Annotated in this window: 26 protein-coding genes; 24 read left to right on the forward strand and 2 right to left on the reverse strand. The window is 55.6% G+C overall.

Annotated elements, in window-relative coordinates:
- Nucleotides 1–120 precede the first annotated feature (120 nt).
- From A6764_RS01500 to A6764_RS01565, 14 genes are all read left to right on the forward strand, one after another.
- Nucleotides 121–1371 carry a helix-turn-helix domain-containing protein gene (locus A6764_RS01500; protein WP_029100569.1) on the forward strand — a complete coding sequence of 417 codons (1251 nt, stop codon included), beginning with the start codon at nucleotides 121–123 and terminating at the stop codon, nucleotides 1369–1371.
- Nucleotides 1372–1394: 23 nt separating this feature from the next.
- Nucleotides 1395–1520: a hypothetical protein gene (locus tag A6764_RS01505; RefSeq protein WP_255309723.1), complete on the forward strand. Its 126-nt coding sequence runs from the start codon at nucleotides 1395–1397 to the stop codon at nucleotides 1518–1520.
- Nucleotides 1521–1867: 347 nt separating this feature from the next.
- Nucleotides 1868–3244, forward strand: coding sequence for a tRNA uridine-5-carboxymethylaminomethyl(34) synthesis GTPase MnmE (gene mnmE, locus A6764_RS01510; RefSeq protein WP_029100568.1), 1377 nt, complete (start codon nucleotides 1868–1870; stop codon nucleotides 3242–3244).
- 45 nt (nucleotides 3245–3289) lie between these two features.
- Nucleotides 3290–5185 (forward strand): tRNA uridine-5-carboxymethylaminomethyl(34) synthesis enzyme MnmG, encoded by a 1896-nt coding sequence (gene mnmG / locus A6764_RS01515; RefSeq protein WP_029100567.1) that lies wholly within the window; start codon nucleotides 3290–3292, stop codon nucleotides 5183–5185.
- Between the two features lie 12 nt (nucleotides 5186–5197).
- Nucleotides 5198–5914 (forward strand): 16S rRNA (guanine(527)-N(7))-methyltransferase RsmG, encoded by a 717-nt coding sequence (rsmG, locus tag A6764_RS01520; protein WP_065067551.1) that lies wholly within the window; start codon nucleotides 5198–5200, stop codon nucleotides 5912–5914.
- A gap of 386 nt (nucleotides 5915–6300) precedes the next feature.
- The gene (locus A6764_RS01525) at nucleotides 6301–6846 is read left to right on the forward strand and encodes an MgtC/SapB family protein (protein WP_035290225.1); all 546 of its coding nucleotides are present in this window, start codon (nucleotides 6301–6303) and stop codon (nucleotides 6844–6846) included.
- Nucleotides 6847–7106: 260 nt separating this feature from the next.
- Nucleotides 7107–7457: a hypothetical protein gene (locus A6764_RS01530; protein WP_065067549.1), complete on the forward strand. Its 351-nt coding sequence runs from the start codon at nucleotides 7107–7109 to the stop codon at nucleotides 7455–7457.
- A 926-nt stretch (nucleotides 7458–8383) separates the two neighbouring features.
- Nucleotides 8384–8539 carry a hypothetical protein gene (locus tag A6764_RS01535; RefSeq protein WP_176703318.1) on the forward strand — a complete coding sequence of 52 codons (156 nt, stop codon included), beginning with the start codon at nucleotides 8384–8386 and terminating at the stop codon, nucleotides 8537–8539.
- Nucleotides 8540–8899: 360 nt separating this feature from the next.
- On the forward strand, nucleotides 8900–9751 hold the full coding sequence (gene noc, locus A6764_RS01540; RefSeq protein ID WP_029100563.1) for a nucleoid occlusion protein: 852 nt from the start codon (nucleotides 8900–8902) through the stop codon (nucleotides 9749–9751).
- A 276-nt stretch (nucleotides 9752–10027) separates the two neighbouring features.
- A complete protein-coding gene (locus A6764_RS01545; RefSeq protein WP_029100562.1) occupies nucleotides 10028–10786 on the forward strand; it encodes a ParA family protein in 759 nt (252 codons plus the stop codon).
- Nucleotides 10783–11625, forward strand: coding sequence for a ParB/RepB/Spo0J family partition protein (locus tag A6764_RS01550; protein WP_029100561.1), 843 nt, complete (start codon nucleotides 10783–10785; stop codon nucleotides 11623–11625). The genes A6764_RS01545 and A6764_RS01550 overlap by 4 nt, the downstream gene beginning before the upstream one ends.
- 18 nt (nucleotides 11626–11643) lie before the next feature.
- Nucleotides 11644–12804: an aminotransferase class V-fold PLP-dependent enzyme gene (locus tag A6764_RS01555; protein WP_065067548.1), complete on the forward strand. Its 1161-nt coding sequence runs from the start codon at nucleotides 11644–11646 to the stop codon at nucleotides 12802–12804.
- 356 nt (nucleotides 12805–13160) lie between these two features.
- Nucleotides 13161–13877, forward strand: coding sequence for a DUF554 domain-containing protein (locus A6764_RS01560; protein ID WP_029100559.1), 717 nt, complete (start codon nucleotides 13161–13163; stop codon nucleotides 13875–13877).
- Between the two features lie 178 nt (nucleotides 13878–14055).
- The gene (locus tag A6764_RS01565; protein WP_065067547.1) at nucleotides 14056–14955 is read left to right on the forward strand and encodes a diacylglycerol/lipid kinase family protein; all 900 of its coding nucleotides are present in this window, start codon (nucleotides 14056–14058) and stop codon (nucleotides 14953–14955) included.
- 190 nt (nucleotides 14956–15145) lie between these two features.
- On the opposite strand, the gene yyaC is transcribed toward A6764_RS01565, so the two are convergent.
- On the reverse strand, nucleotides 15146–15757 hold the full coding sequence (yyaC, locus tag A6764_RS01570; RefSeq protein WP_035296459.1) for a spore protease YyaC: 612 nt from the start codon (nucleotides 15755–15757) through the stop codon (nucleotides 15146–15148).
- 343 nt (nucleotides 15758–16100) lie between these two features.
- Between yyaC and A6764_RS01575 the strand changes: the two genes are divergently transcribed.
- Genes A6764_RS01575 through A6764_RS01585 form a run of 3 tightly spaced genes read left to right on the forward strand, consistent with a single transcriptional unit; the run spans nucleotide 16101 to nucleotide 17509 of the window.
- On the forward strand, nucleotides 16101–16382 hold the full coding sequence (locus A6764_RS01575; RefSeq protein ID WP_029100556.1) for a putative Se/S carrier protein: 282 nt from the start codon (nucleotides 16101–16103) through the stop codon (nucleotides 16380–16382).
- A complete protein-coding gene (locus tag A6764_RS01580; protein WP_029100555.1) occupies nucleotides 16379–17269 on the forward strand; it encodes a mechanosensitive ion channel family protein in 891 nt (296 codons plus the stop codon). The genes A6764_RS01575 and A6764_RS01580 overlap by 4 nt, the downstream gene beginning before the upstream one ends.
- Nucleotides 17270–17299: 30 nt before the next feature.
- Complete coding sequence (locus A6764_RS01585; protein WP_029100554.1) at nucleotides 17300–17509, forward strand: DUF951 domain-containing protein; 210 nt, start codon at nucleotides 17300–17302, stop codon at nucleotides 17507–17509.
- A 355-nt stretch (nucleotides 17510–17864) separates the two neighbouring features.
- On the opposite strand, the gene A6764_RS22305 is transcribed toward A6764_RS01585, so the two are convergent.
- On the reverse strand, nucleotides 17865–17954 hold the full coding sequence (locus A6764_RS22305; protein ID WP_035290222.1) for a YjcZ family sporulation protein: 90 nt from the start codon (nucleotides 17952–17954) through the stop codon (nucleotides 17865–17867).
- A gap of 339 nt (nucleotides 17955–18293) precedes the next feature.
- Between A6764_RS22305 and pepF the strand changes: the two genes are divergently transcribed.
- The 7 genes from pepF (at nucleotide 18294) to A6764_RS01620 (ending at nucleotide 25656) form a co-directional block, all read left to right on the forward strand.
- Entirely contained in the window at nucleotides 18294–20204 is a 1911-nt protein-coding gene (pepF, locus tag A6764_RS01590) for an oligoendopeptidase F (RefSeq protein ID WP_029100553.1), read from the forward strand.
- A 207-nt stretch (nucleotides 20205–20411) separates the two neighbouring features.
- Nucleotides 20412–21512: a redox-regulated ATPase YchF gene (gene ychF / locus A6764_RS01595; RefSeq protein ID WP_065067546.1), complete on the forward strand. Its 1101-nt coding sequence runs from the start codon at nucleotides 20412–20414 to the stop codon at nucleotides 21510–21512.
- Nucleotides 21513–21653: 141 nt separating this feature from the next.
- Nucleotides 21654–21941: a 30S ribosomal protein S6 gene (gene rpsF / locus A6764_RS01600; RefSeq protein ID WP_029100551.1), complete on the forward strand. Its 288-nt coding sequence runs from the start codon at nucleotides 21654–21656 to the stop codon at nucleotides 21939–21941.
- Between the two features lie 29 nt (nucleotides 21942–21970).
- Nucleotides 21971–22429: a single-stranded DNA-binding protein gene (locus A6764_RS01605; protein ID WP_029100550.1), complete on the forward strand. Its 459-nt coding sequence runs from the start codon at nucleotides 21971–21973 to the stop codon at nucleotides 22427–22429.
- A gap of 57 nt (nucleotides 22430–22486) precedes the next feature.
- Nucleotides 22487–22717, forward strand: coding sequence for a 30S ribosomal protein S18 (gene rpsR, locus A6764_RS01610; protein ID WP_035290218.1), 231 nt, complete (start codon nucleotides 22487–22489; stop codon nucleotides 22715–22717).
- 88 nt (nucleotides 22718–22805) lie between these two features.
- Nucleotides 22806–23714 (forward strand): DUF2232 domain-containing protein, encoded by a 909-nt coding sequence (locus A6764_RS01615; RefSeq protein ID WP_035296454.1) that lies wholly within the window; start codon nucleotides 22806–22808, stop codon nucleotides 23712–23714.
- A 4-nt stretch (nucleotides 23715–23718) separates the two neighbouring features.
- Entirely contained in the window at nucleotides 23719–25656 is a 1938-nt protein-coding gene (locus A6764_RS01620; RefSeq protein ID WP_029100547.1) for a DHH family phosphoesterase, read from the forward strand.
- The last annotated feature ends 4 nt before the right edge of the window (nucleotides 25657–25660 follow it).

The raw sequence follows: 25660 nt of genomic DNA on the forward strand, positions 1-25660 counted from the left end.
ATAAGCTCACAAAAATCATGGGTATATCCAAGGAAACGATTACCATCAAAAAAATTTTGTGGTATTCTAATCATAAGGAAAAGTGAAAATTCCTAAAGTTTTAGGTAGGGGGCTTCTGCCATGGGGTTTGGAGACTTTGCAGATGTGCTTCTCAGGTACAGGCATCAGGAAAATATCACATTAAGCGAACTGGCGGAGCGGTCAGGCGTCAGCAAAAGCGTCCTGTCTCGGATTGAATCCGGGGAAACGAAACGGCCTGGATTTGCCACCTGGAAAAAGATCGGAAGCACATTGAATATTCCCTACGGATTGGTAATCAGTACGTATCTGGATGTAACAGAACGGGCGGAAACATTAAAGTTCCTGCTCCAAGAAGCCATAGCCCACAAAAACAAAACCGTTATCGAAAAAGCGGCCCAAAAATTGCTGGACACGCCCAGAATGGATACATTTCTTGCTCTGGACCACCTTTTCCAAACGGCAAATGGTACGGACGATCAGGGCATTAAACTGGTATTGTACGATGTGCTCATTGAATATACCAGAAAGCATGGAATTCCCTATTACTTGGCGAAGGGGCTTTATGAGCGGTACTTACTAGAACGTGATGATTTTTGCAACTTTGAAGAAACGTACCGCAGAGGAAAGGAACTGTTGCACTACTTGGATTCCTTACAACCGATTGAGCGCATTACTTTTTATTATCGAATTGGTGGACATGCTTCAATCTTGGGGTATTATAACGAATGTATAGAGTTGTGTAGAAAAGGAATACTAGAAGACCAAACGGACAACAAACAGAAAGCCTCTGCGCTAATTGCGATTGTGAATTCATACTTGCGACTGGGTGATTTGGTTCTCGCCGAGTTTTACTTAAAACAGTATGAAAACAGCGAATATGCGGACTTTCGTAAAAAACACCTGCGAGCGCTTCTTCACGCCAAAAAGGGACAACACGACGAAGCGATCAGTCTCTATAAAAAGTGTCTTGATGAGGCTGACCACAACAGCCGTATTTCCATTGCAAGTGATCTTTTGGAAGTGTACCTGGAGACCGGTAGAAACGATCTGATACATGAACTGATTGAGTCAGAAGGAGAGTTTGTGCCTTCTGGTTACATCAGCCACCCAAATAGGATTAAACAGGCAGCCAGGTATTATAAGCGAAAAGGCTTGTGTCAGTTTGCAGTTGGACTGGTTGACGAAGGGCTGCATAGCATACTTCAAAGTATTTCTTATTATCGACAGCTAGGGGCTTTCAAAAAAGTAACCGAGTGCATTTGTCTCCTCTTGGCCTACCATCGAAAAAACGAGAAAAACTTATCGTTTGAAGTTATGGAATTAATTGAAAATATCTGTCATAATGAATAAAAAGTATAAGGGAGGTATACCCTGTGAAAGAGTTTTTTTCCATTATCTGCACTGCTGCTCTACTTTTCGCATTTACCGTGCCTTCAACACTGCCGAACCAAAATGGAAAAGCAGTTATTGTTGTGAATGATGCCGATATCGATTGGTAACGTTACGCAAATGTAGGTACAACCCCCCTTCTAATGAGAATGGATATTCTCGTTAGGGGGGGCTTTTTTTGTTTACTTAAATCCATGAAGTTGATCCGGAGGAAACCCGGTGCGCCATGACTGTGGATAGTGCGATTGGATCCCTTTTCAAACGACCATACTGTGGATAACGTACCGGACAGGGAATCTCACGTTTTGAACGGGAAAACTGCATGTTCCGCTGTGGATAACGCCGCTTCATCGAAAAGGGTCGATCGAAGCGTTTCGTGCTTGGATTTTTTCAGGTGGTTCTGCTATGCTAAGAAGTTAGTACTGATTCGTCAGTGGAAAGCTTGAGGTGAAACAGCGTGGAATTTGACACCATCGCGGCGGTTGCGACCCCCATGGGGGAGGGCGGGATTGCGGTGATTCGCGTCAGCGGCCCGGACGCAATCGAAGTTGTGGATAAGATATATCGGGGCAAGCGGAAGTTGTCCACTGTGGAAAGCCACACCATTCATTACGGACATCTGTACGATCCACAGACCGGCGAGCGGGTGGAAGAAGTGCTGGTCTCGGTGATGCGTGCGCCGCGGACGTTTACGCGGGAGGACGTGGTGGAGGTGAACTGCCACGGCGGGATCGTGTCCGTCGAACGGGTGCTGGAGCTGATTCTGGACAACGGCGCTCGCCTGGCGGAGCCCGGGGAGTTTACGAAGCGCGCGTTTTTGAACGGACGCATCGATTTGTCCCAGGCCGAGGCGGTGATTGACCTGATCCGCGCCAAGACGGACAAGGCGATGAAAGTGGCGCTCAACCAGGTGGAGGGGAAACTGTCCCGCCTGATCCGCAAGCTGCGGCAAAACCTGATCGAGGCCATGGCCCACATCGAGGTGACGCTGGACTACCCGGAGCACGATGTGGAAGAGGTAACGCAGAACTTTTTGCGCGAAAAATGCACAGAGGTCAAAGAGGAGATCGGCCGGCTGCTGCAGACGGCCCGGCAGGGGAAGATCCTGCGCGAGGGGCTGTCCACGGCGATCATCGGCCGGCCCAATGTCGGCAAATCGTCGCTCTTGAACAGCCTGGTGCAGGAGGAAAAGGCGATCGTCACCGACGTGGCGGGCACGACCCGGGACGTCATCGAGGAATACGTGAATGTGCGCGGCGTGCCGCTGCGCTTGATCGATACGGCCGGCATTCGCGAGACGGAGGACATCGTGGAAAAGATCGGCGTGGAAAAATCGCGGCAGCTGCTGCAGGAAGCCGATCTCGTGCTGCTGGTGCTCAACTACAACGAGCCGCTCACGCCTGACGACTACGCCATTTTTGACGCGGCCAAAGGATTCCAGGTGATCGTCATCGTCAACAAGGTCGACCTGCCGCAGCGCATCGACCTGGACGAAGTCAGACGGCACTTCCCCAACCGGCCGCTCATCCTGACGTCGGCCAGGGAGGAGACGGGCATCGACCAGCTCGAGCGGGCGATTGCCGATCTCTTTTTCAGCGGCCGCGTACAGCAGGACGACCTGACCTACGTGAGCAACGCCCGTCATATTCAACTGCTGCGCCAGGCGGAACGGGCCGTCGACGATGCGATCAGCGGCATCGACAACCTGATGCCGATTGACATGGTGCAGATCGACATCAAAAAGGCGTGGGAACTGCTCGGCGAAGTGATCGGAGAGAGTGTGGGCGAAGATTTGATCGACCAGATTTTCTCCCAGTTTTGTCTGGGCAAGTGACAAAACAAGAGATTGCGCCCATACTGGACATAAAGGAGGAGAACCATGAACGCAACCTACGAAGCGGGATCGTTTGACGTCATTGTGATTGGGGCGGGTCATGCCGGCTGCGAGGCGGCGTTGGCGGCGGCGCGCATGGGGTGCAGCACGCTGCTTTTGACCATTAACCTGGATGCGGTCGCCTTCATGCCGTGCAACCCGTCTGTCGGCGGGCCGGCCAAGGGGCATGTCGTGCGCGAAATCGACGCCCTGGGCGGAGAGATGGGCAAAAATACAGACAAAACGCACATTCAGATGCGGATGCTGAACACGGGAAAAGGACCGGCTGTCCACGCCCTGCGCGCGCAGGCGGACAAGTTTGCCTATCAGCATCAAATGAAACACACGATCGAGCAGACCCCCAACCTGATCCTGCGTCAGGCGATGGTGGAGGAGCTGATCGTCAACAACGGCGTCTGCGAAGGGGTGATTACGCAGACGGGAGCCCGCTATTCGGCGAAAGCGGTTGTGCTGACCACCGGGACGTATCTGCGCGGGAAAATCATTCTGGGCGATCTCCAGTACGAAAGCGGCCCGAACAACATGCGGCCGTCCATCCGTCTCGCCTATAATTTGAAGGAATTGGGCTTTGAGATGGTTCGCTTCAAGACCGGGACGCCGCCGCGCGTGCACAAGAGCAGCGTCGATTTCTCCAAGATGGAGATTCAGCCGGGCGACGACGTGCCTCGCGCGTTTTCGTACGAGACCACGGAGTTTATCATGGATCAACTGCCGTGCTGGCTGACCTATACCAATGAAGAAACGCACCGGACGATCAACAGCAACCTGCACCGCGCGCCGATGTACTCCGGCATCATCGAGGGGACGGGGCCGCGCTATTGTCCGTCCATCGAGGACAAGGTGGTGCGTTTCAGCGACAAGCCGCGCCATCAGGTGTTCCTGGAGCCGGAGGGGCGCCACACCGAAGAGATGTACGTGCAGGGAATGTCCACCAGCTTGCCGGAGGACGTGCAGTTGGCCATGCTGCGTTCCATGGCCGGTCTGGAAAACGTGAAAATGATGCGGCCGGGCTACGCCATCGAGTACGACGCGATTGTGCCGACACAGCTTTGGCCGTCGTTGGAAACCAAATTGGTGGAAGGGCTGTTCACCGCCGGTCAGATCAACGGTACGTCCGGCTATGAAGAGGCAGCCGGCCAAGGCTTGATGGCCGGGATTAACGCCGCGCGAAAAGTACAGGGCAAGCCGCCGGTCATTTTGGGCCGGGAGCAGGCGTACATCGGGGTGTTGATCGACGACCTGGTGACCAAAGGAACCAACGAACCGTACCGGCTGCTCACTTCCCGGGCGGAATACCGGCTGCTGCTGCGTCACGACAACGCCGACCTGCGCCTGACCGACATCGGCTACGAGATCGGCCTGATCAGCGAAGAGCGCTATCGCAAGTTCTGCCGCAAGCGGGAACTGATCGAGAAGGAAAAGGAACGGGTGATGAACACCCGCGTCCGTCCGGATATGCCGCACGTGCAGGAAGTGCTGCGCGCGGCCGGTTCGCCGGAATTGACGGAAGTGATCGACCTGGCCCAACTGCTCCGCCGTCCGGAGATTACCTACCAGCACATCATCCAAATGGTGCCGGCTCCGGAACCGGTGCCGGAAGAGGTGGCCGAGCAGGTGGAGATTCAAATCAAGTACGACGGCTACATCCGCAAGTCGCTGCAGCAGGTGGAACGGATGAAAAAGATGGAGGAGCGCCGCATTCCGGACGACATCGACTACCATCAGATCGCCGGCATGTCCAAAGAAGCGCGGGAAAAAATGAGCAAAATCCGCCCGCTGAACATCGGGCAGGCATCCCGCATCTCCGGCGTAAACCCGGCAGACATCTCCGTATTGATGGTGTATCTGGAGCAGTACAATCGCGTGAGAACGGCCGAGTAAGGAGACGAGGGCATGAACAAAGAGCAATTTGCCGAGGCGCTGGCAGCCAAAGGCATCGTGCTGTCCGCCCGCCAGTTGGAGCAGTTTGACGGGTATTACCGCCTGCTGGTGGAGTGGAATGAAAAAATGAACCTGACTGCGATTACGGAAGAAGGACAGGTGTACGTGAAGCATTTTTACGACTCGATTACGCCTGCCTTCTACTTTTCCTTTGATCAGGTGGAGTCGGTGGCAGACATCGGCGGGGGGGCGGGATTTCCCAGCATCCCGTTGAAAATCTGCTTCCCTCATCTCAAGATGACCATCATTGACTCGCTGAACAAACGGATGACCTTTTTGAATCACGTCGCCGCCGAACTCGGTCTGGACGGCGTGTATCCGGTCCACGGCCGGGCGGAGGAGCGCGGACAGGAAGCGGCTTATCGGGAGTCGTTCGATCTCGTGGTGGCCCGGGCGGTCGCCCGTCTGAACGTGTTGGCCGAGTATTGTCTGCCGTTCGCCCGCGTCGGCGGCCACTTCATCGCGTTGAAGGGAGCCGACATCTCGCCGGAACTGAAAGAGGCGAAAAAGGCGATCAAGACCCTGGGCGGCAAGACGAAAAAAGTGGAGACGTTTCAACTGGTGGAGGAAGCGGGGGAGCGCAACATCGTCATCATCGAAAAAGTGGGCGCCACCCCGAAAGGTTATCCGCGCAAGCCGGGCACCCCTGCCAAAAAACCGCTGCTGTAGAAGCAGACTGCAGCGGGGCGGCTGCGGGATCCCGACGTTTTTGGAGACCAGGAGGGCTATGGCACAACGCTGTGGCCCTTTTTTGGCAGGGAGGAACGTTTGAGCGTTCCCCCATCGACAAACGCGTGGCGAAGAATCTGCCGAAACTGTTTGGTGGCCGGCTGTTCCGACTGTTTCCGATGGAAAGACTTCCTGTGACTGCGTCGGAACAACCGGAATCGCCTCCGCTTCCACTGGAGAAGAACATGTTTTGCCGAGTGAGCTGCCAGAGAAGCTTTCCGCAGCGGACAGCCGCTCATTGATAATTGCGGCTTTGTCCGCATACCTTCAAAGAAGGCGGTCTTTTCCGCAAGAGACGATAGCATGAACGGGAGGATGAGAGGGAAATGAATACGATTCATGCGACATTTTTCCCACCGGAACTGCCTACGATTTTGCTTCGACTGTTTTTGGCGTTTGTGACCGGCGCCATCATGGGATTGGAGCGGGAGCGTTTCATCAGAGGGGCCAATCGGCAGCGGGGAGCCGGTTTCCGCACGTACAGTCTCGTCTGCTTCGGTTCTTGCCTGTTTGGACTGGCTTCCATCTACGGCTTTTCGAGCAGTGGCGTAAACAACGATCCCGGCCGCGTGGCTGCCCAGGTGGTTACCGGGATGGGCTTTTTGGGCGCGGGGGCGATCATCAAGTTTAACGGTACGGTAAAAGGGTTGACTACGGCGGCAGGCATGTGGGTGGCCTCGGCCATCGGTTTGATGTTCAGCGCCGGCATGTATATTACGGCGATCGTTGCGGCGTTTTTCGCCTATCTGACGCTTGATTTTCACCGCTTGTTCCCCCATCTGTTCAACTTCCGAAACCAGCAGGAGCCGGGAGACGACGATTACGATTTTGGACAGCAGGAACGAGACGGAAACAGGCATGACAATTATTGATGTTTCACGTGAAACAGCGGGGGCGAAAGAAAGACGCGTTGAAGGGGAGAGATTGCCGAATCGGGCCGCTCGGCTGACAGATCAGTGAGAGATGAATCGATGGCTGCCACAAGAGCGTCTGATCAAGCGGCTCACGGCATGCCGACCAGCACGTACTGACAGACGCTCTCAGGAGGTATCGGCTGTTTTGCGTGGTTGCTGCTGCTCGGCCTGTTTCGCGAAAAGGCGGCGGACAGCGGCGATGGTCATGAGAAGAGGGAATGGATGCCACGCAAGCAGACGATTCTGCCCCCAACGTCCTAACGAGTATGCGAAAAAAGGAATCCCATCCAGCAGCGAAAAAGGGGATGGGAAAATCAGCAGAGGAGAAATCGGCGAGACGCCCTTTATATGAGCGCCGCCCCATTCGCATACTGGAATATACACAGCTCATCATCGACGTGGTGCCAGTGAGAGTGGCATGTTTTCCCTGGAAGGGCCGGAGCGGCGTCCGGGTCGAAACCGAAGAAATCACGTTTTCCCAACGGACACGATCGGATTCATCCAAGCGGGCGGCAGGTTCGCTTGGTTTTTTGTTTGCCGGGACAAGCGTGGCGGCCGGCAGCATGTGAGACGAGTCCTGGGCAGAAGGGAGCATGCGGGACGGATTGGCTGTTTCAAAGACCCGGCTATCGTTTGGCGTTGACTGTCGTTCAGCGGAAATGGTCGTTTTGTTCCACAAAGGCGGACGGTTTGTTCTGTTTCTCACGCGAACGATTCCCGTTCGCGCAATGGCCTGGGTGATTCGCATCTTCGTGAAAGCTGATCGATAGGAGGATGTTCATGAACGGGAATTGACGATATCCCGACATGCGGATTGGCATGAAGGGAGGAGGGGAATTGCTCCATTGTACCGGGGATGACTCCGGATTTTCGCTTTTTGCATTTTTTCCAAACAACATCATCTTGGATGGACAAAGGAGGGAGCAGAATACCAATGAGTTTCGCCATGGAAAAACGTGCTACCCTCAACCTGCTCCCCAATCTCTTTTTCGTTATTTTCCCGATTTCCTCTGATGCATGACCTCCGAAGATAAATAGATTCATCGGTTCTTTTGCCATGTATGGGTTGCCGGTTACCGCTTTCTGCACCACCGGGCATGATCCATTCATCATTGCTTGTGTGCGGTATGGCGGCAGGAGACGCCCGCTTGCACGGTTCAGGCTGTTCGCTCAACAATCGGGCTGAAAATGAATACGGAACGTTCCCTGACGCAATAAAGAGAAGGAAGAACGGGGCCATCTGGTGATGAGGCGGGAACGGCGATTTGCTGCGGATGCGTCTGCAAGGGCGGCAGGGGTGGGCAGCAGCTTCCGTTCCATCACGAATCCCGGCAGCACACGATTCAGGAGTGCGTGCTGCATACGTAGGGCGTAATCCGTTGAGAAGCGATTGCTAAACGAGGGGGCACGTTCATGTATTGGATGTTTCACGTGAAACACGTTTCCGCAGCAGGAATTAAACGGACCGTGCAGAATAATTAGGAAAGAAGAGTACGTGAGACAGATACGTATGTGCCTCAGCGTCGGCTATCGGCATTTCTTTGGTAACAAATCCGCAGGGGAAGCACTCGACTGCATCGAAGAGACGACGTCGACTGTTTTTCTGTTTCAGAAAAAAGCACACTTCACGATGATTTGCCTGGAGCAGTAGGAATACGCTTGGCTGGTGAAGGTTGATCATCCTCGGAAGGACTTCTGCAGAAGGTGTTCTTCCTGTTTCAAAAAGCAAATGCTTCAGCGATGTGCAGCCTGAAACAGCAGGAAGAACCATTCGCAAAAGAAGGATCGACATCTTCGAAAAACGACTGGTAGAAGTTTTTCTTTCGGCCGTATCACCCAACCCAGCATCGTGTGAGCTCGCCAGACTGATACGGGAAGAAAACGTTCCGAAATCCAATAAAAGAAACGGCTGCGTCGAACGGCTCAGGCGGAAGTTTTGTCAACCAGGGAATCGTCACGTCTTGTTTAGCACAGCGGCTGATGGAACGGTTGGAAGTGGGGGATGCAAACCATGGCAGTAAAAGATTCGTTTTCTCGCATTTTCGGGTTGACGGACAAAACAGACAATGAAGAAATACGACAAATACCCGTTGACGAAATTGTACCCAATCCATATCAGCCTCGGACGGTATTTGACGACGAAAAAATCGACGAACTGTGCCAAACCATCCGCACGCATGGATTGATTCAACCGATTGTCGTTCGCCTGCGAAACAACCGTTACGAGTTGATCGCTGGGGAACGGCGTTGGCGTGCGACGAAAAAGCTGGGGATGGAGCGTATTCCGGCAATCATCAAGGACTTTAACGATACGCAGACGGCATCCATCGCCTTGATCGAAAATCTGCAGCGCGAAGGCTTGACGGCCATCGAAGAAGCCATCGCGTACCAGAAGCTGATTGACCTGCACAACCTGACGCAGGAAAGCCTGGCGCAGCGTCTGGGCAAAGGGCAGTCCACCATCGCCAACAAGCTGCGGCTGCTCCATTTGCCGCAGGAGATTCAGGATGCCCTGCTCACCCGAAAAGTGACGGAGAGACATGCGCGTGCCTTGATCCCCTTGAAGGATGCGGACCTGCAGCGAAAAGTCCTGCAGGAAATTCTGGAGCGTGAATGGAACGTCAAGCAGACGGAGACGCGCGTCAAGCAGCTCCTGGAGGCAGCGGAACAGCCCAAACCGGAAAAAGAGGCAAAGCCCAAGTGGAAAGCCTTTTCCCGGGATGCGCGCATCGCCATCAACACGGTGCGTCAGTCCATTGACATGGTGCTGCAGACCGGTCTTCCGGTCGAGACGAATGAAGAGGATCACGAGGAATACTATCAATTTACGATTCGCATTCCCAAACGGATGGAAGGGAAATAAGACAGAGACGCGATAGATGCACACACGGATTTCCAAAGGGGAAAGAAGAAAGAAAAGAAAGAGGAAGAATCGTTCCGGAAACAGGAACACGGTGGCGGACAACGGCCGCCTTTCTTTTTGGCACTCGTCCCATTCTGACGCTTCGGGAGGAAAATACGCCCCGTGTCACGCTGGGCACATGGACGGAAAATATTTCATTTCCAAAAAACAGCGTACGACAGAACAGCAAATCTGGTAACATGGTTAGTAGAATGGTGTAAAAATGAGGTGGAGAAGTTGGGTAAAATCATTGCGGTAGCAAACCAGAAAGGTGGCGTAGGAAAGACGACCACGTCCGTCAACCTCAGCGCTTGTTTGGCCACGTTGGGAAAAAAGGTGCTGCTGGTGGACATTGATCCGCAGGGAAACGCAACCAGCGGGATTGGTGTGAACAAAGCGGATGTGCGCTACTGTATCTACGACGTGCTCATCAATGATGTCAGCCCCGTAGATGCCACGTTGCCTACTGACATCGATGGTCTTATGATCATTCCTGCTACCATTCAATTGGCCGGCGCGGAAATTGAGCTCGTCCCAACCATCTCGCGTGAGGTTCGTTTAAAAAAGGCGCTGGAAGTCGTCAAAGATAAATACGATTACATCATTATCGATTGTCCGCCTTCGCTCGGAATCCTGACGGTGAATTCCCTGACGGCGGCCGATTCTGTGCTGATTCCGATTCAGTGTGAATACTATGCGCTGGAAGGATTGAGCCAACTGCTGAACACGATCCGCCTGGTGCAGAAACACCTGAATTCCCAGTTGACGATCGAAGGCGTCGTCCTGACCATGCTGGATGCGCGTACCAACCTGGGGCTGCAGGTTATTGAAGAAGTGAAGAAATACTTTCAGGACAAGGTGTACAAGACGATTATTCCCCGCAATGTCCGCTTGAGTGAAGCGCCGTCGCACGGACAGGCGATCATCACGTATGATCCGCGCTCTCGAGGAGCGGAAGTGTATACCGACTTGGCGAAGGAAGTGGTAGGGGTATGAGCAGGGGCTTAGGGAAAGGTCTGAACGCGTTGATCACGTCCAATCTCATTGAAGAGGGGGAGAGCGTAACGGAGATCGCCGTCGGAGACATCCGTCCCAACCCGTATCAACCACGGAAAGAGTTTGAACCGACAGCGATCGAAGAACTGGCCCAGTCGATCAAGGAACACGGCATCATTCAGCCGCTGATCGTTCGGAAAAGCATCAAAGGCTTTGAATTGGTGGCGGGAGAACGGCGATTGCGGGCGGCAAAAGCGGTCGGATTGAAAAAAGTGCCCGCCGTGGTCAAGGCGTATTCCGACCAACAGTTGATGGAAATTGCCCTGATCGAAAACCTGCAGCGGGAAGATCTGAATCCGCTGGAAGAAGCGGAAGCGTACGAAAAGCTGATCGCCCATCACTCGTATACGCAGGAACAACTGGCCCAAAAGATCGGCAAGAGCAGACCGCACGTGGCCAATATGCTGCGCCTGCTGCAATTGCCCAAAAAGATTCGCGAGATGGTGTCGGTGTCTGCGCTGTCGATGGGACACGCCCGCGCTTTGTTGTCCGTGGAAAAGGAGTCGGTCCAGCTCCAGCTTGCCAACGATGTCGTCAACAAGGGGTTAAGCGTGCGGCAGTTGGAGGAGCTGGTGAAACAACTGAATGTTTCACGTGAAACAAAGAAGAAGAAGCCGCCCAAAAAGGAACCCCAGCTCATGGAACTGGAGGAACGTCTGCGCAGCCGTCTCGGCACATCGGTGAAGATTAAAAAAGGAACCAAACGGGGGAAAATCGAGATCGATTTTTACTCGCAGGAAGACTTGCAGCGCATTTTGGACATATTGTATGTGGAGTAACCCCATAAGGAGGAAGCAATGCGGATCATTTACCTGGACAATGCTGCTTCTACCTGGCCCAAACCGCCCGGGGTAAAAGAGATGATGGTCGAGGTACTCGATGATTTTGCGGCCAATCCGGGCAGAGGCGGGCACGCGTTGGCGATGAAGGCGAGCAAGACCGTGTTTCGGACGCGGGTGCAATTGGCTCGGTTGTTTGGGATTCAAAACCCGAATGACCTCTTTTTTTATCTCAATGCCACCCAGGCGCTGAATCAGGCGATCAAAGGGTTTTTGAAAGAAGGAGACCATGTCGTCACGTCGTCGATTGAACACAACTCCGTGCGCCGTCCGCTGGAGTACATGCGCCGGACGAAACAGGTGGAGATTACCTATGTGGAGCCGAGAGAAGACCAACTGTTTCACGCGGAAGATTTTGAACGGGCGATCACGCCCAAAACGAAACTGCTGGTGATCAGCCACGCCTCCAATCTGACCGGGGTGATTCTGCCGGTCGCCGAACTGGGGGAAGTGGCCAAACGGCACGGTGTCGTACTTCTGGTGGACGCGTCCCAAACGGCAGGCGTTTTGCCGATCGACGTGGAGAAGATGAACATCGGCATGCTGGCGTTTCCCGGACACAAGGGACTGTACGGGCCCCAGGGGACGGGCGGCCTGTACGTTCACGAGTCGATTGAACTGGAGCCGTTGATCCACGGAGGGACAGGCAGTCAATCGGAAGCGATCGATCAGCCGACGACCAGGCCGGACCGCTATGAGAGCGGAACGGTCAACACGGCCGGATTGGCTGGTCTGTTGGCTGGCGTGACGTTTGTGATGGAAAAAGGCGTGGAAGCGATTCGCGCGCACGAGTGGGCACTGACGAAGCGGACGATGTTGGGACTGCAGGAGATTCCGGGAGTGGAATGGTACGGACCGGGCATCGAAACGGAAAGAGTGGGCGTCGTTTCCTTTAATATCGCGGGAGTCGATGCTGCGGAGGCGTCCTTTATCCTGGACCAGCAGTACGGCATTGCGACGCGGGCCGGCTACCACTGCACGCCGCTGGGACACCAGACGGCGGGAACGGAACAGCGAGGAGCGGTGCGGGCCAGCTTTGGCGTCTTTAATACGGAAGAGGACGTGGACGCGCTGCTGAACGCGGTCCGCGAGATCGCGTCCGCTTTCAATCCGGCGTAGGCGGAAGAGGCCCCGTAGCTTGCTCATTTGATGACCGGCAGAATCCCTTTGGAGATAGAGATTCTGGAATGATTGCGCGGGCAGCAACCAGATTGAGGTTCCGCGAACGGGCATGAATCGGCCTGGAGAGAAAAGCTTGGGGAGGAACGTGCAGAAGGCGGGTGTGCCTTCGCGGCAGCGCTTTGCAGGGGAACGGCGGAAGAGGGGAAAACGGCAGATTGAAAACAGGCTTTGAACAGGTGTGCAGAAGAGGCTGTTTCGGAAGCCCCTTTGAAAAAGCCTCCCGGTAAAGCGCTGCGTACAGAACGGCAAAACGGAGTTCCTCCAAAAGCTGCGATCACAGAGGAGTGGAGAACGTGTTTTTGTTGGGGACACTGGTAAATGCGCTTGCCATCGCGGCGGGGGCATTGGCGGGGCGCTTGTTGTCCGGCATCCCGGAATCAATCCGGCAGACGGTCATGCAGGGGATCGGCCTTGCCATTGTCGTGCTGGGATTGAAAATGAGCCTGGATACGAACAACATTTTGCTCGTGATTGTCAGCATCGTGCTGGGCTCCATGATCGGAGAGCTGATGGGCATCGAAAAAAGCCTGAACCGTCTGGGCCAATGGCTGGAGAAAAAGATGGGAGGAAACCGGCAGGGGAAAATCGCCACAGGGTTTGTAACGGCAACGCTGGTGTACTGTATCGGTGCCATGGCCGTCTTGGGCTCGTTGGACAGCGGTTTGCGCAACAATCACGACATTTTGTACACGAAAGCGATGCTGGACGGTTTGTCGTCCATCATTTTTTCATCGACGTTGGGCATTGGCGTCATCTTCTCCGCCGTCCCCGTCTTTCTCTATCAGGGGACGATTGCCCTGTTGGCCACGCAAATCAACAGTCTGGTCAGCCCGGCGATGCTGGAGGCCATACTGGCGGAGGTAACGGCGGTTGGCGGACTGATGATCATCGCGATCGGCATCAACATTCTGGAATTGAAAAAAATCAACGTGGCCAACATGCTTCCGGCGCTCGTGATCGCAGCGGTCGGCGTGCCGGTGGAGAAATGGCTGTCGGCAGTGATGGGCTGAACAAATGAGAGGGACAGGCTCTTCCGGAGGGAGGAGTCTTTCTTTGTGAACCGGATGTGCCCGCCGTCATCTGGCGTTTCACGGGATGCAGATCGACGGGCCGCAACCTATGCAGGGGCACCGCATCGTGCGATAATACAGACAGGAGTGAGAGGAGAACGGGCGAGGAGAGGGCGCAATGCTGGGATTTATCGTCAACCCGGTGGCGGGAAACGGCAGGGGAGCCGTCGTGTGGAAACGTCTTGAGACGGAATTGAAGCGGCGTGGTGCCGTTTATCGGGTGCGGATGACGTCAAAAGAGGGGGAAGCCAAAAAACTGGCTGCCGAGCTGCTGCAAAAAGAGGAAGTAACGCACATTGTCGCGGTCGGCGGGGACGGAACGGTCAGCGAAGTGATCAACGGCATCAGCGAGTCAGGGATTTGCTGCCCGTTTGGCCATGTGCCGGCCGGTTCGGGAAACGATTTTGCCCGCGGCCACAACCTGCCGAGCGATGCGCTGCAGGCGTTGGAGCGGATTTTGGCTGCCGGGAAACAAAAGCGGATCGATTTGCTTCGCGTCAACGGGCAATTGGCTGTCAATGCCGTGGGGGCCGGGTTTGACGGGCAGGTGGCAAAGATCACGAACGAAGCCGGCTACAAACGTTGGCTCAATCGGGTTAGGCTTGGAACGCTCTCCTATGTGATTTCCATGCTGCGCGTGCTGGTTTCCTATCAACCCTGCCGGGTCATGCTGACCGTCGACGGCAAACAGGAGCAGTTGGAAAACGTCTGGCTGATCGCCGTCGCCAACATTCCCAATTACGGCGGAGGGATGCTCATCTGTCCGGGGGCCGTGCCGGATGACGGTTTGGCTGAGGTGTGCGTGGTCAGCGGCGTCAGCCGTTGGTCCCTGCTGAGGGCCTTTCCCTTGATCTACAGAGGGGCGCACGTCCGGCATCCGGCTGTCCGCTTTTTTCGCGGCCGCCACATCCGGATTCAGGCGGAAAACCCGCTGGTCGTCCATGCCGACGGAGAGGTGGCGGCCGTGACGCCGGTGACGGTGGAGGTAACCAGGCAGCGGCAGGTTGTAAGTCTGTAGACGATCACAACCAAAAGACTTGTTTGTCCCCGCGCGAGAGGAAAACAAGTCTTTTTTCGGTGTCCCATCGTTGAAAACATCACACCGGGCTGTTCCCTGAAACCGCACCATACCGCCGGGAAAGAAGATCCGCCTTCATCGCGAAGGCTTCGATAGAAACGCGTCATCCCCGTACAGAGTGGGCAAGGGGTTACTCGGGGGAAGCAGTGCCCAGCCGCTGCGGATCGCCCGAGTGAAGCACGGCCGCCTGGAACAGGGCGGAGGCGATGATGTCCGCCATGCGCATGACCACGTAGAGACGCGTGTTTTGCAGGACGAAATACTCCATGAAACCACCCACATTGACAATGCCGGTAATGTGAAAGGTGCCGACCGAGGGCAGGTCCTTTTTCACGCCGGCGCCTGGCTTCAGGGGCCCGTCCGCCACATTGATATTGCCCACATTGCTGAACTGGCCGAGACAGGCGTCGATGGCGATGAGCAGTGCCTGCGGATGGGTCCGGCGAATTTCATCCAGTTTTTCGCTGAGATTCATGGCGTGCACGGGCTCTTCCAGGGTTCCGTATACGTGCAGCAGGTGGTGCGTGCGGGATTTCAGCTTGCTGCCGACCAGCGGCCCAAGCGCGTCACCGGTAGAACGGTCGGTTCCGATGCAGAGGATGACAATTTCGTCGTGGTACGGCTTCAGGAGAAAGCGCTGCGCCAGGTGCTGAGCCAACTGATCGGCAGCGTTTTCATTTCGATACTCGACTGTAAACGGCGGCAAGGAGCTGTCCTTGCGCTGGCTATCGAACAGGTTCATGGCTACCCCCAAGTCTCGCGTCGTTCGGACGGATAACACCAAAAGTATTCACAGTATAGTACCGGACGGGCATTTTTATACCAGCTAATGCAAAGGTTGCGGCTGTTTTGAACGCTTCGGAAAGTGAAACAACGACAGGAGAAGCGTCCGGGAATACCAGCCGTCCGCAGCCGGCGGTTCACGGTCTTGCGGCGGCAGCTTTTCGGGCTGAGCGATGGGTCCTGTTCCATTTCCATGCCCGGAAACATGCCCGGCAAAAGCAATTCTTTACAACCGGGGAAACTGGCGCGGTTGTACCTGAACAGGTACAATGGGAACAGAAAAGTGGAGGGAGGGGATCGATGTGGAAGGCGAGACCGTACTGATCGCGTTTGATTCCACCCAGCAGGCGCTGCGGGCGGAGATGCTGCTGGAGTATGCCGATATCGACATTGACACCCGCCCGACCCCGAAAGAAATCACGGCCGGCTGCGCCCTGTCCATTGAGTTCCCGCTGGCTGACTACCGGCAAGCCAGAGAGATCATCGAAGGGCAGCATGTGGAAATTCGCGGCTACTTTCGCTTGTTTTCCGACTGCTACCACGAAATCGACGAACACGGAAACAGAAAGGAGCGGTTTGCATGACAGAGGAGATCGCCAAGCAGGAGCGATGGTTTGAGACATTGTATGCGCAAGCGAGCGCTTATCTGACAAATCCGGATACATGGGTCAGAATCGGATTGGTCGCCCTGAAAATCCTGATGATTATCATCTTGTCCCGCATCGTGGTATCGGTCGTCCAGGCGGCGGTAAACCGGGTGTTTCAGCATCGGCAGGGCAGCAAGCTGCAGATTGAGCAGCGGCGGGTCGACACGCTGCGGGTGCTGGTGAACAACGTGGCCCGGTACACGATCTATTTTTTGGCCATGTTGCTGGTGCTGCAGCAAATGGGCGTCGACCTGCGTCCCGTTCTGGTCAGCGCGGGGGTGCTGGGGCTGGCGGTCGGGTTTGGCGCGCAAAGCCTGGTGCGCGACGTGATCACCGGCTTCTTCATCATTTTTGAGGATCAGTTCGCCGTGGGCGACGTGGTCACGATCAACAACATGACGGGTACGGTGCAGGAGATCGGCCTGCGGATCACCCGGATTCGCAGTTGGACGGGAGAGGTTCACATTTTCCCCAATGGCACCATCAATCAGGTGACCAACTTTTCGCTGCAAAACACGTTGGCAGTTGTGGACGTATCGGTAGCCTATGAAGAGGATCTGGACCACGTCGAGCGCGTCTTGAAAGAGATTTTGAAAAAGGCGCAGGAAGAAATGCCGGATATCGTCGCGGAACCGCAATTGCTCGGCGTTCACGCCTTCGGACCGTCGGAAGTGATCATGCGCGTGACGGCGGAGTGCAAACCGAACACCCATCACGGCGTGAACCGCAAGCTGCGGGCGATGATCAAGAGAGAGTTCGACGCGCGCGGCATCGAGATCCCGTACCCGCGGATGGTGTCCATCCAGCCAAAAGGACAAGCCTGACACGAGGGACGAGGAGAAGGAGGGAGACACATGGAACGAAAGCAGTTTGCCCTGGGGGACATCGTGCAGATGAAAAAGCCCCATCCGTGTGGGACCAACGCCTGGAAAGTAATCCGCATGGGCATGGACATCCGCATCAAATGCACCGGATGCGACCACAGCGTAATGATCCCGCGTCTTGAATTTGAGCGGAAAATGAAAAAAGTGCTGGTTCGTGCAGAGGACCAACCGGAATCGTAACCGTTTGGGAAGACCCGGCCTGTTGTTTTCCACAATGCCCGTAAACGGCCGGAATGCCGGGTAACCGGAAACGCGGACAAAGGACACCGCAAAAACGGACAAGCGAGCGCAATGGAAAGAGGATGCAGCCGCATCACGGGCTGCATCCTCTTTCTTTTGGTCAATGGTGGCGAAAGGCAAGGGAACCGGGTGGGTGCCGTCTTGCCTTGCGCAAAACATCTTGTGGATGACCTCTCGAAAATTCAGTCGAGCCATTCCGGCGAAGCTGCTGCCGAAGCGATGCCGGGGCTGGATATGCAGACGCTCGTGTCAAAAGGATGTACACCTTTAAAAAGGTTGGATGGCGGCGGGGACGTTAGTCGCAGTCACAACCAACGATGACAAGCAGGATGAAGAGAACCAGCACAAGCGCGAAACCCTCGAAGCGGCCGTTGAAGATACCCACTAGCTAACACCTCCTACCCTGGATTCATTACTTATGCTATGTCGGAAGAGAGGAGGCGGTATGGGCGTTTGTCACGTTGAACGGAAAATAAGTTATGCACAGCACTATCCACAAAAATGTGGACAACCAAGTCGTTTTTTCGGGATTTTCCGTAAGAAATGTGGACAATCACGCTTTTCGACAAATGTTATCCACAATTTTATTCACAAACAGCGTAAATCTTTGGATAAATAGGATTAAATATTTAAAATATTTTTATTAGTAAGAAGGAATTAAGGGGGAGGGATATAATTACAGTATGTAGCAAAGATAAAACATAAAGAAAAGGGGCGATTCTGAGTGAAAAAACGAGCGTTTGCATCTTTTGCGGCGCTGGCGATCGCGTTGACGACCGTATCTTCCCCGTTTATCCCGTACAGTACGGCGGCGGTGGCGGCTGCGGCGGAAGCGCCCGTTTACAAATCCCGCGCCGACATTCCCGACTCGTACAAATGGAAGCTGGAAGATATCTACCCGACCGTTCAGGACTGGGAGAAGGACGTCGCCAAGGTGGAAGCGCTGGCGAACGCGTTTACCAAGCATCAGGGCAAACTGGGCCAGTCGGTACAATCGCTGCTGCAGGCGTTGGACGACTACAGCGCGCTGATGCGCTTGAACGACAAGGCGTACGTCTACGCCAACATGTCCCTGGACGTCAACTCGGCCAATTCCGAGCTGCAAAAACTGGCGGACCGGGCGGAAAAAATGAACACGCTGGTCTCCGAGAAGACCTCGTGGATGCAGCCGGAGATCGTCGCCATTCCGGACAACAAGATGAAGAGCTTCCTGGAAGCCAAGGAATTGGCGCCGTACAAAATGATGCTAGAGGACATGATCCGCACCAAACCGTACTCGCTGTCCAAAGAGATGGAGGAGCTGCTGGCCAAGTCGTCGCCGCTGGGCAACTCGCCGACCAACATCTACGGCATGCTCTCCAAGGACGTGAAATTCCCGAAAATCAAGGACGAAAAGGGGAACGAGGTGCAGTTGACGCGGGCCAACTTCGTCTCCTACCTGGAGAGCAAGGACCCGCGGGTGCGGAAGGATGCCTTCAAGGCATACTATCAGGCGCTGACAGACTTCCAGGACACCTTTGCCCAGACGCTGGCGGCCAAAGTGAAAGCGGACAACTTCTACGCCCAGGCGCGCAAGTACGGCTCCGCGCTGGAGGCCAGCCTGACGCCCAACAACATTCCCACGAAAGTGTACGACGAACTGATCGAAACCGTTAACAAAAACCTGCCGCTTTTGCACCGCTACATCGCGCTCAAGAAGAAAATGCTCGGCGTGAAGGAACTGCACATGTACGACATTTACGTCCCGATCGTGCCGTCTGACAACAGGTACATACCGTACGAGGAAGGCAAGAAAATGGTCGTCGACGGCCTGCAGGCGCTGGGGGACGACTACGTGAAGGTGCTGGCCGAGGGGCTGGAAAGCGGCTGGGTGGACGTCTACTCCACCGACGACAAGCGCAGCGGGGCGTACCAGTGGGGAGCGTACGACACGCATCCGTACGTGCTGCTCAACTACCAGGGAACGCTGGACGACGTGTTTACGATTGCCCACGAACTGGGCCATGCGATGCAGTCGTACTACACCAACAAGACGCAGCCGTACATCACGTCCAACTATCCGACCTTTACGGCGGAAGTGGCCTCCACGATGAACGAAACGCTGCTGTTCAAGAGCATGTACGAAAAGGCCAAGACCAAGGAAGAGAAAATGTACCTGCTCAATCACTACCTGGAGAACTTCCGCTCCACGCTGTTCAGACAGACCCAGTTTGCCGAGTTTGAGCGGGTGATTCACGAGAAGGAACAGGCGGGTGAATCGCTCAACGCCGAAGCGATCAAGAAGATCTATTTGGACCTCAACAAGAAGTACTACGGCACGGATATGGTCTCGGACGAGGAAATCGCGATGGAATGGGCGCGCGTCCCCCATTTCTTCAACTACCGCTACTACGTCTATCAATACTCCACCAGCTTCGCCGCTTCCCAGGCGCTGGCCAAACAGGTGCTGGACGAAGGCAAACCGGCCGTCGACCGCATCCGCACCAACTTCCTCGAGGCGGGCAACTCCGCGCCGCCGATTGAAGTGCTGAAAGCGGCAGGCGTGGACATGTCCACCTCCAAGCCGATCGAACAGGCGATGGAGATCTTCGAAGAGACGCTCAACGAGCTGGAAAAGCTGGTGAACGAGAAGTAACGCGGCAGATCGAACCGGCTGGCTCCCTTTCACGCGGAAAGGGAGCTTTTTTTGTCCCAGCACAGGATGCTAACGTAAGAGGCGTAAAAGACGCTCACAGACGCACCCGCAAGCCGGAATCTGCTGCCACAAGGAGACAATTGTATTCTTTCAGCCAAATCTATATACTGAAAAGGATATGAGGATGAAAACAAGGAGTGTATATAGATGGGTGCATCTTGTGGCATTGTAGGCCTTCCCAACGTAGGCAAGTCGACTTTGTTCAACGCGATCACGCAGGCGGGCGCCGAATCGGCCAACTATCCGTTCTGTACCATCGACCCCAACGTGGGCATTGTCGAGGTGCCGGACCCGCGCCTGACCAAGCTGACGGAGATCGTCGTGCCGAACAAGGTGGTTCCGACGGCATTTGAGTTTGTGGACATTGCCGGTCTGGTCAAAGGGGCAAGCAAGGGCGAAGGATTGGGCAACCAGTTCCTGGGTCACATTCGCGAGGTGGATGCGATCGCTCACGTGGTGCGCTGCTTTGAGGACGAAAACATCACGCACGTGGCGGGGCGCGTCGATCCGCTGAGCGATATGGAGACGATCAATCTGGAGCTGATCTTCGCCGACCTGGAGTCGGTCGAACGGCGCATCGACCGGATCGGCCGCAAGCTGAAAGCGGGCGACAAAGAGGCGAAGCAGGAGCTGGACGTGCTGGAACGCCTGAAGGCGGCATTTGAAGAAGGCAAGCCGGCGCGCAGCGTGGAGATGGACGAGGACGAACGCAAACTGATCCGCGACCTGCATCTCCTGACCATCAAGCCGGTGCTGTACGTGTGCAACGTGGCGGAGGACGGCATTCACGACGCCGACAACAATCCGCACGTGCAGGCGGTGCGCAAGCAGGCGGCCGAGGAAGGGGCGCAGGTGGTCGTGATCAGCGCCAAGGTGGAGGCGGAGATCGCCGAGCTGGAAGGCGAAGACAAGCAGATGTTCCTGGAAGAGCTGGGCCTGAAGGAGTCCGGTCTCGACCGTCTGATTCGCGCCGCCTACGACCTGCTGGGGCTGATTACCTACTTCACCGCCGGCGTGCAGGAAGTGCGTGCATGGACCATCCGCAAGGGCACCAAGGCGCCTCAGGCGGCCGGAGTGATCCACAGCGACTTTGAACGCGGTTTTATCCGCGCCGAGGTGATCTCCTACGACGACCTGGTGGAAGCCGGTTCCGTGGCGGCCGCCCGGGAAAAGGGCAAGTACCGCCTGGAAGGGAAAGAGTACGTCGTTCAGGACGGCGATGTCATGCATTTCCGGTTCAATGTCTAGAACGCAACCTTGCCTCGCATGGGGTGTTTTGCTATAATACGAAAATGCGAGTATTTATGGAGTGCATGTCCCATGCGTATCTATCTGCACTCGCTCCTTGCCCGCACAGGGCCGCTTAAGTCCATAAGGAGGTGAAAAGGTATGCGTCAATACGAAGTCATGTACGTATTGCGTCCAGACCTTGAAGAGGAGAAAGTAAAAGCCAACGTTGCTCGTTACCAGGAAGTTGTCACCAACTTCGGCGGCGAAGTGACCAATCTTCAAGAGATGGGCAAGCGTCGTCTTGCGTATGAGATCAAAAAGTTCCGTGAGGGTTACTACGTTTTGATGAACTTCAAAGCGAATTCCGATGCTGTTGCGGAAGCAGAGCGTCTCATGAAAATTAACGACGACGTGATTCGCTACTTGTTTGTTCGTGAAGAGAAGTAATCGTCGTCGCGGGCAGAGGGGGACCCAAGATGAATAAAGTCATTCTCATCGGAAACCTGACGAAAGATCCGGAGCTGCGCTATACGCCAAACGGCGTCGCTGTTGCCACCTTTACCCTTGCGGTGAACCGTCCGCGCCCCAATCAGGCGGGCGAGCGGGAAGCCGACTTCATCAACATTGTCGCCTGGCAGAAGCTGGCCGATCTGTGCGCCACGTATCTGCGCAAAGGCAGACAAGCGGCTGTCGAAGGACGCATTCAGACGCGATCCTACGACAACAAGGAAGGAAAAAGGGTGTACGTGACAGAAGTTGTGGCGGAAAACGTCCAGTTCCTGGGCGGGCGCGGCGGTGAAGGCGCAGGTTACGATCCCGGCTTTGGCGGCGGGAAACCGGCCGGCGGTCAGCGAGACGACTTTGATCCATTTGGAGATCCCTTTGCCGATGCCGGCAAGCCGATCAACATTTCGGATGACGACTTGCCGTTCTGATTTGGGGTTGCGTTCAATCGTAGAACTTCACATTTCCTGCAAAAGGAGGGACTTTTCATGGCGCGCAAAGGACGTCCGAACAAGCGTCGCAAAGTGTGCTACTTCAAGGTAAACAAAATCAAGCACATCGACTACAAAGACACCGATCTGCTGAAGAAGTTTATCAGCGAGCGCGGCAAAATCCTGCCTCGTCGCGTAACCGGCACTTCTGCGAAGTATCAGCGCATGCTGACCGTAGCGATCAAACGTGCCCGTCAAGTGGCACTGCTGCCGTACACGGCTGAATAATTGACACAAGCAAAAAGGGGGACACAATTGCGTGGCCCTCTTTTTTCCATATTATTTGTCATTGCCAGATTCTCAGAGAGGTGTCGCCATGCCTTCCAAAACCAAACAACTGGCGGAAAACGCCGTGCTGTTGGCCATCGCGCTGATTCTGCTGTTCGTCAGCCTCTACACGGTGCTGGGCGTCGCAACCGGTTTATTGCTTCCGCTGCCGTTCGTGCTGCTGGGCATGAGACGAACGGTGCCGAACATGATCTGGATCGTGTTGGGCTTTGCCTTGTTGGGCGGAGTGCTGACCGGGCCGATGACCGGCTTTATCGCGCTCCTGTTCGGGCTGTGGGGCGGCGCCATGGGCGTGATGTACGCCAAACGCGGGACGGCGCTGTCCGCGATTACGGCTGGAGCCGGCGTGGTGTTTCTCGGATACGTTTCCTTTTTGGCTCTCGCTGCGTTTGTCCTGCATGTCGACTTCCAGGCGGTCATGCGGGAGGCGGCAGCCTACAAGCCGTCGTTTATGACCAAAGAGCAGTTTGAACAGTCCGTTGCGCTTGGCAGAATGGTGATGCCGGCGTTTCTGGTCATGCTCAGCTACCTGCAGAGCGGCATCACGCACGGGCTGGCGCGCCTGATCGGCAAGCGGCTGGGATACCCCGTGCCCGCCTTGAAGCCGGTACGCGAGTGGAGTTTTCCCCGCTCCCTGCTGTACTACTACTTCGCCGCCCTGATCGGCCTGTTTTTGATCGGGCAGGAGCCGGAGGGAACGTTCTGGTCAAGCGCCGTTCTCAACGTAAAGGTGATGCTGGACGGCATCTTTGCCCTGCAGGGATTGGCTTTCTGTCTGTTTGCGATTCATCTGTACGGATGGAAGCGATTGGCTCCCGCGCTAGTTGTCTCTCTATTTATTTTTCCTTTCCTAACTACTATACTTAGTTTATTAGGCATTTTTGATCTGGGGCTTCAATTGCGCAAAAAACTGGAAACAAGAGTGAAGAGGGGCTGAGGAAATGCCCAAATTCCTGTTAAAGCGTTGGTACGGGCTGCATATGGTCCTGGCTCTCAGCTTTAGCTTGTTGCTGTTGGGGATTTTGACGCTGCATCACTGGATGTACGGGGCGATCGGGATCATCTGTCTGATTGGCCTGGTTCTTTATGCCCTGCAAGCGGAAAAAGGCTTTCAACGGGATCTGCGCCTATACCTGGCTACGGTGACGCACCGGGTGAAAAAAGCGGGAGACGGCGTCATCCAGGAACTGCCGATCGGCATATTGCTGTACAACGAAGAGAAGGTAATCGAGTGGGTAAACCCGTTCATGACACAGATGTCGGGAGACGAGATGATGATCGGCAAAAGTCTCCAGGACGTTTTTCCGCATCTGACCTGGAAACCGGAGCAGAAGCGGCTGGAGTTTACCTACAACGAACGTACCTATGAAGTGCTGATCCGGCCCGAGGAGCGGCTGCTCTACTTTACGGACATTACCGACATGAAAGAGCTGACGCTTCGCTACCATCGCGAAAAGGCCGTGCTCGCCATCATCCACCTGGACAATCTGGACGAAGTGGGACAGGTCATGGACGAACAAAGCCGCACCCTTTTATCCACCAGCGTGTCCGGGGTCATTACAGAGTGGGCCAACAAGCACGGCATTTACCTGCGTCGACTCACCGCCGACAAGTTTTTGGGACTGATGGAGCGAGAGACGCTGGACAAATTGGAAGAAAGCCGTTTTGACATTTTGGACGTCGTGCGGGAGATGACGGCCGACAACAAGATTCCGCTGACGCTCAGCATCGGGGTGGGAGCGGCGGCCGACACTTACATCGAACTGGGACAAATGGCCCAATCCAGCCTGGATATCGCGTTGGGACGGGGCGGCGACCAGGCGGCGGTCAAAGTGGGGAACAAATTGACGTTTTACGGCGGCAAATCCAACGCCGTGGAGAAGCGCACGCGCGTACGGGCCCGCGTGATCGCCCACGCGCTGCGCGATCTGATCCACGAGGCGGAGCATGTCATCGTCATGGGCCACAAGCAGCCGGACATGGACTCGATCGGCGCGTCGCTCGGGGTGCTGAAGGCGGTGCAGGTCCACAACAAAGACGCCTACATCGTCATGGACGAGGGCAACTCCTCCGTGGATCGGCTGATGAAGGAGATCTACGCCCATCCGGAGCTGGCCGAATCGTTCATCACGCCGGAGCAGGCGATTCGTCTCGTCACCGGCCGGACGCTGCTCGTCGTCGTCGACACGCACCGGCCGTCGCTGGTCATCGAGCCGCAGCTTCTGCAGGAAACCAGCCGGATCGTGGTGATCGACCACCACCGCCGCTCCGAGGAGTTCATCGAGCCGGTGCTCCTGTACCTGGAACCGTACGCCTCCTCCACGTCGGAGCTGGTGACGGAGCTGCTGCAGTACCAGAGCGAACGGTTAAACATCGACAGCCTGATCGCGACGGCCCTGCTGGCCGGGATCGTGGTGGATACCAAGAGCTTCGCGTTCCGCACCGGTTCGCGTACCTTCGAGGCGGCGTCGTTTTTGCGCCGCAACGGGGCGGACACGGCGGCGGTGCAGCGCCTGCTGAAAGAAGACCTGCAGCAGTACGTAAAGCGGGCCCGCGTCATCATGAACACGGAGACGTACCGCGACAACATGGCGATTGCCGTGGGCGATCCGAACGAGGACTTTACGCAGGTGCAGGTGGCCCAGGCGGCGGAGCAGCTGCTGACGCTGTCCGGGATTGCCGCTTCGTTTGTCGTCGCCAGACGCGCCGACGACACCGTGCTGATCAGCGCCCGTTCCCTGGGGGACATCAACGTCCAATCCATCATGGAGCAGTTGGGCGGCGGCGGCCACTTGAACGGCGCGGCCACCCAGATCGAGGGCATTTCCCTGCAAGAGGCGGTCAAGCGCTTGAAAGAAGCGATCGATGCGGTCGTCTAGGCGG

The sequence above is a fragment of the Brevibacillus sp. WF146 genome (assembly GCF_001673705.2).
Classification (GTDB): Bacteria; Bacillota; Bacilli; order Brevibacillales; family Brevibacillaceae; genus Brevibacillus; species Brevibacillus thermoruber.

What these genes read in the sequence shown, in the direction of transcription:
- A6764_RS01500 (WP_029100569.1), top strand. Translation starts at nt 121, where the DNA reads ATGGGGTTTGGAGACTTTGCAGATGTGCTTCTCAGGTACAGGCATCAG.
- mnmG (WP_029100567.1), top strand. Translation starts at nt 3,290, where the DNA reads ATGAACGCAACCTACGAAGCGGGATCGTTTGACGTCATTGTGATTGGG.
- rsmG (WP_065067551.1), top strand. Translation starts at nt 5,198, where the DNA reads ATGAACAAAGAGCAATTTGCCGAGGCGCTGGCAGCCAAAGGCATCGTG.
- A6764_RS01525 (WP_035290225.1), top strand. Translation starts at nt 6,301, where the DNA reads ATGAATACGATTCATGCGACATTTTTCCCACCGGAACTGCCTACGATT.
- A6764_RS01530 (WP_065067549.1), top strand. Translation starts at nt 7,107, where the DNA reads ATGGATGCCACGCAAGCAGACGATTCTGCCCCCAACGTCCTAACGAGT.
- noc (WP_029100563.1), top strand. Translation starts at nt 8,900, where the DNA reads ATGGCAGTAAAAGATTCGTTTTCTCGCATTTTCGGGTTGACGGACAAA.
- A6764_RS01550 (WP_029100561.1), top strand. Translation starts at nt 10,783, where the DNA reads ATGAGCAGGGGCTTAGGGAAAGGTCTGAACGCGTTGATCACGTCCAAT.
- A6764_RS01555 (WP_065067548.1), top strand. Translation starts at nt 11,644, where the DNA reads ATGCGGATCATTTACCTGGACAATGCTGCTTCTACCTGGCCCAAACCG.
- A6764_RS01565 (WP_065067547.1), top strand. Translation starts at nt 14,056, where the DNA reads ATGCTGGGATTTATCGTCAACCCGGTGGCGGGAAACGGCAGGGGAGCC.
- yyaC (WP_035296459.1), bottom strand. Translation starts at nt 15,757, where the DNA reads ATGAACCTGTTCGATAGCCAGCGCAAGGACAGCTCCTTGCCGCCGTTT.
- A6764_RS01580 (WP_029100555.1), top strand. Translation starts at nt 16,379, where the DNA reads ATGACAGAGGAGATCGCCAAGCAGGAGCGATGGTTTGAGACATTGTAT.
- A6764_RS01585 (WP_029100554.1), top strand. Translation starts at nt 17,300, where the DNA reads ATGGAACGAAAGCAGTTTGCCCTGGGGGACATCGTGCAGATGAAAAAG.
- ychF (WP_065067546.1), top strand. Translation starts at nt 20,412, where the DNA reads ATGGGTGCATCTTGTGGCATTGTAGGCCTTCCCAACGTAGGCAAGTCG.
- rpsF (WP_029100551.1), top strand. Translation starts at nt 21,654, where the DNA reads ATGCGTCAATACGAAGTCATGTACGTATTGCGTCCAGACCTTGAAGAG.
- A6764_RS01605 (WP_029100550.1), top strand. Translation starts at nt 21,971, where the DNA reads ATGAATAAAGTCATTCTCATCGGAAACCTGACGAAAGATCCGGAGCTG.
- rpsR (WP_035290218.1), top strand. Translation starts at nt 22,487, where the DNA reads ATGGCGCGCAAAGGACGTCCGAACAAGCGTCGCAAAGTGTGCTACTTC.
- A6764_RS01615 (WP_035296454.1), top strand. Translation starts at nt 22,806, where the DNA reads ATGCCTTCCAAAACCAAACAACTGGCGGAAAACGCCGTGCTGTTGGCC.
- A6764_RS01620 (WP_029100547.1), top strand. Translation starts at nt 23,719, where the DNA reads ATGCCCAAATTCCTGTTAAAGCGTTGGTACGGGCTGCATATGGTCCTG.